Annotated in this window: 7 protein-coding genes; 2 read left to right on the top strand and 5 right to left on the bottom strand. The window is 39.8% G+C overall.

Annotated elements, in window-relative coordinates; genetic code table 11:
• Nucleotides 1–136: 136 nt before the first annotated feature.
• Nucleotides 137–367, top strand: a complete 231-nt coding sequence (locus tag ACUVXA_RS14300; protein WP_445871954.1) for an Lrp/AsnC family transcriptional regulator — start codon at nucleotides 137–139, stop codon at nucleotides 365–367.
• Between the two features lie 55 nt (nucleotides 368–422).
• Here the strand turns inward: ACUVXA_RS14300 and ACUVXA_RS14295 are convergent, their stop codons facing one another.
• The 5 genes from ACUVXA_RS14295 to purH all read right to left on the bottom strand — a co-directional run bounded on the left by ACUVXA_RS14295 (nucleotide 423) and on the right by purH (nucleotide 5014).
• Nucleotides 423–884 (bottom strand): PaaI family thioesterase, encoded by a 462-nt coding sequence (locus tag ACUVXA_RS14295; RefSeq protein WP_445871953.1) that lies wholly within the window; start codon nucleotides 882–884, stop codon nucleotides 423–425.
• Between the two features lie 77 nt (nucleotides 885–961).
• Complete coding sequence (locus ACUVXA_RS14290) at nucleotides 962–1720, bottom strand: ATP-binding protein (RefSeq protein ID WP_445871952.1); 759 nt, start codon at nucleotides 1718–1720, stop codon at nucleotides 962–964.
• Between the two features lie 14 nt (nucleotides 1721–1734).
• On the bottom strand, nucleotides 1735–2391 hold the full coding sequence (locus ACUVXA_RS14285) for a hypothetical protein (RefSeq protein ID WP_445871951.1): 657 nt from the start codon (nucleotides 2389–2391) through the stop codon (nucleotides 1735–1737).
• A 21-nt stretch (nucleotides 2392–2412) separates the two neighbouring features.
• A complete protein-coding gene (twy1, locus tag ACUVXA_RS14280; protein WP_445871950.1) occupies nucleotides 2413–3387 on the bottom strand; it encodes a 4-demethylwyosine synthase TYW1 in 975 nt (324 codons plus the stop codon).
• Between the two features lie 94 nt (nucleotides 3388–3481).
• Entirely contained in the window at nucleotides 3482–5014 is a 1533-nt protein-coding gene (gene purH / locus ACUVXA_RS14275; protein ID WP_445871949.1) for a bifunctional phosphoribosylaminoimidazolecarboxamide formyltransferase/IMP cyclohydrolase, read from the bottom strand.
• Between the two features lie 336 nt (nucleotides 5015–5350).
• Here purH and ACUVXA_RS14270 point away from each other — a divergent pair, with 336 nt between their 5' ends.
• Nucleotides 5351–6157 carry a hypothetical protein gene (locus ACUVXA_RS14270; RefSeq protein ID WP_445871948.1) on the top strand — a complete coding sequence of 269 codons (807 nt, stop codon included), beginning with the start codon at nucleotides 5351–5353 and terminating at the stop codon, nucleotides 6155–6157.
• Nucleotides 6158–6326 lie beyond the last annotated feature (169 nt).

Below are 6326 nucleotides of genomic sequence, written 5' to 3'. Positions count from 1 at the left end.
AAAACCGAGGAGTTGAAAAATATGATACTAGACTAACAAAGCGGGGATACTGTTAACTTCAGATTCGGTCAAATATTTTTATAAGCCACACCAACACTTTAAAAAGTTAATAGGCTCAATTTTTGGAGGGAAGAGATTGATAATACTTATTGGAAAGGTAGAGGTTGGAAAGGAAGTCAAAGTGACCCAAGATCTAGCGAAACTGGATGAGGTTAGTGCGGTCTATCTGCTCACCGGGGAATACGATTTTCTTGCGGAAATAGATATAAAAAATGTGGAAACTGGGATGGATTTCATTTTAAACAAGATTAGAAAAATAGGCGGAATCACAGAGACTAGAACAATATTCACGAAAAAAGTAAAGTAACCAGAGAAGACACCGAAACTAAATAAAGTTTTTACAGTAAAATCATTAAACCAACCTATTTTTTATTTTCTAATTCTTTTTGGTACGGTAATTCCTTACCCTCACCCTTAATAATCATATAGGTAACCAGGGCCTTACCTACCAGCTTACCCTCATTCCTTACTTCTGCGTCTCCTAGTGCGATTCTGGAGCCTTTATGGACTATTCTACCTTCAGCGATGATTTCTCCAGATTTTACAGGTGCTAAATAGTTCACCTTCAATTCAATGGTGGATAAAATGTCATTCAAATCCACCAAAGAGAATAAAGCTATGGCCACCGCTGCATCAGCTATTGATGCTACAACCCCTCCATGAGCCACTCCTTGTATCTGAAGCAGTTCCTTTTTGAAGGGTATTCTCAACCTGGAGTAACTTTCCTTTATATCTACGACTTCCATGCCTATAAGCTTGTAAAAGGGTGAAGAGTTTAAGGTATCTTTTACCAATTTTATGTTATCCTTTGTTAGTTCAACCAATATTACCTACTCCGATGAAGGATTTTGAGCTTTACAAATTTACTTTTAAATATTTAAAAAATTTTGCCACAGGCTGGCTATAAAAGTGGTTCTACATATTTTTCTACGACATTCTTAAAATTCAGAAGAATTGATGAATCTTCCGGAAGCTCGAGTAAAGGTTTTCCTAAGAGATTAAACTGTGAAATATTCTGATCAACAGGTAGGGAAGTAATACATTCAATATTTTTCTCCTCAGCAAAATCATAGAGTATCTTTACACTCTCTTTCGGAAACCGGTTACCCACAAGATACATGTGTTTGAAGTCAACATGCAGCGTTTTTGTGAGTTCAATTATTCTACTAGCGGTGTGAAGACCCATTTTTGAAGCGTCAGTCACAATAAAGAAAATATCCACATCCCTATCAGTCCTCCGGCTGATATGCTCCAACCCCGCCTCCATATCCATCAAAACTAAATCGTACAATTTGGATACTGAATCAATTATCCGGGCTAAAACACGGTTAACAGTACAGTAACATCCATCTCTTTCAGTGGCTCCCATGGCGAGAAGGGCAAAGTCTTCGTTTTCCGTTATGGTTTCCCAAATCATTTGCTCAAAAGATACAGTAACCTCGTCCGGATTAACCTCTTTTTCCAGCCTATCAACCAGTTCTCCAACAGTCTCCTTAACCTTGCATCCCAAGACCGCGGGTAGATTCATAGCAGGATCGGCATCGATAACAAGCACTCTATAATCACTCGACCTTATCAGCTCTCTTAATAGCAAAGCTGTGAAAGTTGTCTTACCAGCGCCTCCTTTTCCAGATATAGATATCACTAGACTATGTGACAAACTTGAGTCCTCTGTTATTTTTCTTCCACCCTGTAGGGTAGATTTTTATTCAATATAAGTTCACAAAGGTACCGATAGGATTTAGAATTTTTTATGTCCTCAAATTCTGCCGGTATCAATTCCTTAAAGAATCCTACCTCTGGGTGAAAAACCTGTAATCCAACATCACTTTCAACACAGTGATCGAGAAAAACATCATCCACATAAAAGGGAAATACTAGGTATGCTCTGTTACAGCAGTCTTTTAAATCTCTTAGCGTTCGAATAGCTCTAACCGGATTTTCGAATCCACAATTAACCATAACACATTCTCTGGAGGGAACCTGGTAATCCTTCAACCGCCAATACTTAATTCCGCTCTCAAATCTGCTCTCAACCCAACCCGAACACTTACTTGTAAGATCTCTAAGAGATTCAATATCCATTTTGGTTTCCTGCATAATTGTTTCCTCATCTACCCAATCATCATCACCCAGAGTGTAAGCAATTTCAGGAGGGATAAATCCTTTCTCTGAACGTTTTTTGAGTTCGCTTAGGCGGGGCTTAATGGCCGAGACACCGGGGCGATACTTCTTTCCCGGTATTTCGGGTTGTAAAACAACATAGTATCCCTGAGAAGATAGGTGAACAGCTATAGCAAGAGCCAGAACACCCTCAGTAAGGTTTTCCAAGCCTACCACCAAAAGAACATATTAAGCCAGTTTTATTGGCTTTTTCAGCCTGCTTAGAAGGGTAACTCTGCTAGGAACCGAGTGACCAATCACACCGTAGCCGCAATGTTCAGCAACTTTTTCCGCGAATTTCTTTATATCTCGGGCCCATATCATGTTATCCGGACTCAGACCCCTCAGTAGGGAGGACCCCACGGAAACATAGCTCTTACACTCCACATAGGTGGGATTGGCTCTTTCCACTAGTTTGGCGTATCCCGCAGGATCGGAAAAATTCAAACCATTAGTTAGGGTTAACCGCATAACCGTGGGACATTTAAAACTATGAAGCAATTCCAGAGTTTTCATCAGCCTCTCCCAAGCGTCATTAAGAAGGGGGCGACAAACCTTTCGGTAAACATCCTTATTCGATCCGTATACGGAAATGTAGAGTTGAGTGGGTTCCGTGATCTCTTCAAGCACTTCGGGAAGATTCCCATTGCTCACAAGAAAGGTGGTGATTCCCCTTCTATGAAACTCTTCAATTAACTCACTCAGCCTTGGATAAAGGGTGGGCTCCCCCGCCAAGCTTATCGCTGCGTGTTTGGGCTCCATTGCCTCTTCCCATTTTTCCCAAGAAACCTTGCTATGACCAGAGGGTTTAAACCCTGATAAAATTTTTTTCTGAGCATCAATGCACCCTGCTATTATTTCTTCTGGAGAGTCTACTTCAAAATTTCTAATAGCCAGTTGATCCCAGTGGTATCCGTGGTCTCCGGGTTCTACCCTCCAGCATGAAAGGCATCGATTTGTGCAATGGATGACTGTGGGGGTCATTTGTAAGCATCTGTGAGATTTTATGTTGTACCATTCCTGTTTATAACAATGTCTATTCTGAACTAGACTGTTTTGCAGCCATCGGCATTTTTTCACCGCGGAGTGTCTCCCCACAATCTGGTACTTCTGCTTTTTTAGTAGTTTCAAAACGCCACTGGGAATCGAGATTTCTTGCATCATGGCCCCTTCTAAAAATTAAAATGGATATTTTGTTTGGAAGAACAAGAACCAGACAACTTAAAAATTCTGCGAATCCCTACCATTAGAAGCTTTATTAGTGTTTAAAGTGTCTTATTCCTGTGTGAATCATCACCATGTTGTTTTCATCCGCAGCTTTGGTGACTTCGTCATCTCTTACTGAGCCCCCCGGCTGAATTATTGCAGTTATGCCCACTTTTGCCGCCTCATCAACAGTATCTCTGAAAGGAATGAAGCCATCTGAACACAGGACAGCACCCTTGGCTCTCCCCTCGGATTTCTCGATAGCTATCTTTGCGGCGTCAACTCTACTCATCTGCCCCGCGCCAATTCCCACAGCCATGTCCTCTGTCACAATAACAATAGCGTTGGATTTCACGTACTTTACTATTCTCCAACCTAAGAGGGCTGCCTTCCATTCATTCTGGGTCGGCTCTCTCTTACTCACCACTTTAAATTCAGCTGAATCTATTCTACCCACATCCCTGGTTTCCACTAGGAGTCCACCCACAACCTTTTTCATATCCCATCCAGGAAGAGGAGCGGTCATGGGAGGCGTTTTCAGCAACCTCAGGTTTTTCTTCTGCTTTAGAATTTGAAGAGCTTCTTCGGTGAAACCGGGAGCTATTACTAATTCTTTAAAGGTGGATGCTATTTGTTCTGCGGTCTCCTTATCCACCTCGCGGTTTAAACCCACAATGCCTCCATAGGCTGACACAGGATCAGTTTCATGTGCTTTGCAATAAGCATCACTTATTGTTTTTCCAATCGCTGCACCACAGGGATTTGTATGTTTTATGATTGATACTGCAGGCTCTTTGAATTCCTTCACCAATTCGAAAGCCGCATTAGCATCATAGATATTGTTGAAGGAAAGAGACTTACCGTGTAGTTGAACTGCGTTGGCCACACATGACTCCTTAATATCCGCCTCGGCATAGAATGCAGCCTTCTGATGCGGATTCTCTCCATAGCTCAAATCTTGAATCTTCCGGTATTTTAAACTCAGATTTTCTGGAAATTCTAAGCTTATAAATTTCTTTTGTAGGAAACTAGAAATTGCGTCATCATACTCAGCAGTGTGTAGAAAGGCTTCCAACGCTAACTGTTCCCTAGTTGTGTCGCTGATGTCACCCCCTTCCTCCAACTCCTCAATAATATCATCATATCTAGAAGGATTTACCACCACCGCTACGTCACGGTAATTTTTTGCGGCAGACCTAATGAGAGCCACACCACCGATATCAATATTTTCAAGAGCTTTTTCCAGATCATCGCTTTCCTCTATGGTTTTTTTAAAGGGATAGAGATTTACAACCACCAAGTCTATGGGCACGATATTGTGCTCACTCAGCTGCTTTAGGTGCTCAGAAATTCGCTTTGCAAGTATGGCAGCGTGAATGGAGGGATGAAGCGTTTTTACTCGCCCATTAAGCATTTCTGGAAACTTGGTAATGCTAGAAACAGTAGTCACTGGAACCGATTTTTTCAATAATTCTGCAGTTCCTCCGGTTGCGACTAGCTCGACCCCCATTTCATGCAACTTAACAGCGAAGCCCACAATTCCTGTCTTTTCCGAAACACTGATTAAAGCCCTCTTAATAGCCAATCTTTACACCACCATAATCATTTTCTATTAGAATCAAACAGAATTATGAACAATAAATATAACCCTTTTTTATAATTGTGTGAGTGTTATAATTCTTGACAAAGAATCATATTCTATAAACTCTTAAATATTCTCTTATTAAAAAATGCAATATTGGTTGTTGCTTTTAAAACTGAAAAGTTTAATGAGGAAAAATTTAATCAAACTATCGTTTTTACAAAAATAGGATTCTCTTGAACAAAAGCTATAATTACAGGTTTTTTCTAAATATAATTATAAAAGAATATTAAAAAATAATTATTATAAGAATCACATTAGATTTCGGGGATGCGAAAAGTGATTAATTTAGGTATTTTAAATGACTTGATAATTTACGAGATCTTGATGGCAGTATTATTATTCGGTTTTAGTATCATTTTTGCAGTACGCTATCGGCAAAGGCAAAGAAAAGCTATCAAATATCTTTCTTTAACTTATTTAATGTTCACTTTCGGTGCACTATTTGCAGCTTATGGGCATCTTGTCTATACTAAGTACTGGTTTCTGATACTGATGGATTATGCTATTGTTCCCTATTTACTGACCGGTTACTTTATACCAATCGGGCCCCAAAGAATGCTTCTACTTTTCGACCAGTTTACCTTTCAATTAGTACTCTATTTGGAGGGATACTTTATTACTTTAGTTTACCAGTGGAGTGCTGCACTTATAGCTGCGATGATAGGACATCTGTTTATCTTCTTGTTCACTCTAGAGGCTTTCAAAGAAGTAAAGAGAAAATATATAGTCCCTTACCTAGTTTTATTAGCCATCGTCCTGGCTTCTCTATTATTCAATATACAAAGTATTACCATTAACTGGGCGCTCGCCTTTATGCTTGGATTAATAACTCAAGGCTTGCTGAGTTACTACGCTATAAAAGCTATGCGTCTAACCGATAGTAAACTCTACAAAAGAGGATTTTTACTTGTATCTATTACGGCGGTGCTCTTCATCTTGTTCTTCCTGAGCTATCTTATTGATAGTGTCACTGGAGGTTGGACAATCTTTCTGTTTGTTGGATGGACCCTAGCACTAGTATCAGCGGTGCCCACATACATTGGTTACCTAATGCCAGACTGGTTCCGCAGAAGATACGAGTAAGAACAAGACATACATAATCATGAAATGCTGCCACCACTCTTTTTTATTCAGAATTATTATAATTTGAAAACTGAAAAAATAAGTCAATAAAAAGTGAATCTTCATTCTAAGGTGATTGTAGAAATCATAGACATTTGTCACCCCCCCTCTTTAAATTTCTTTTCCGAGT

This window comes from Candidatus Jordarchaeum sp., from assembly GCF_052745115.1.
The sequence above is the reverse complement of the archived record's forward strand: the minus strand, read 5'-3'. Positions and strand labels throughout refer to the sequence as shown.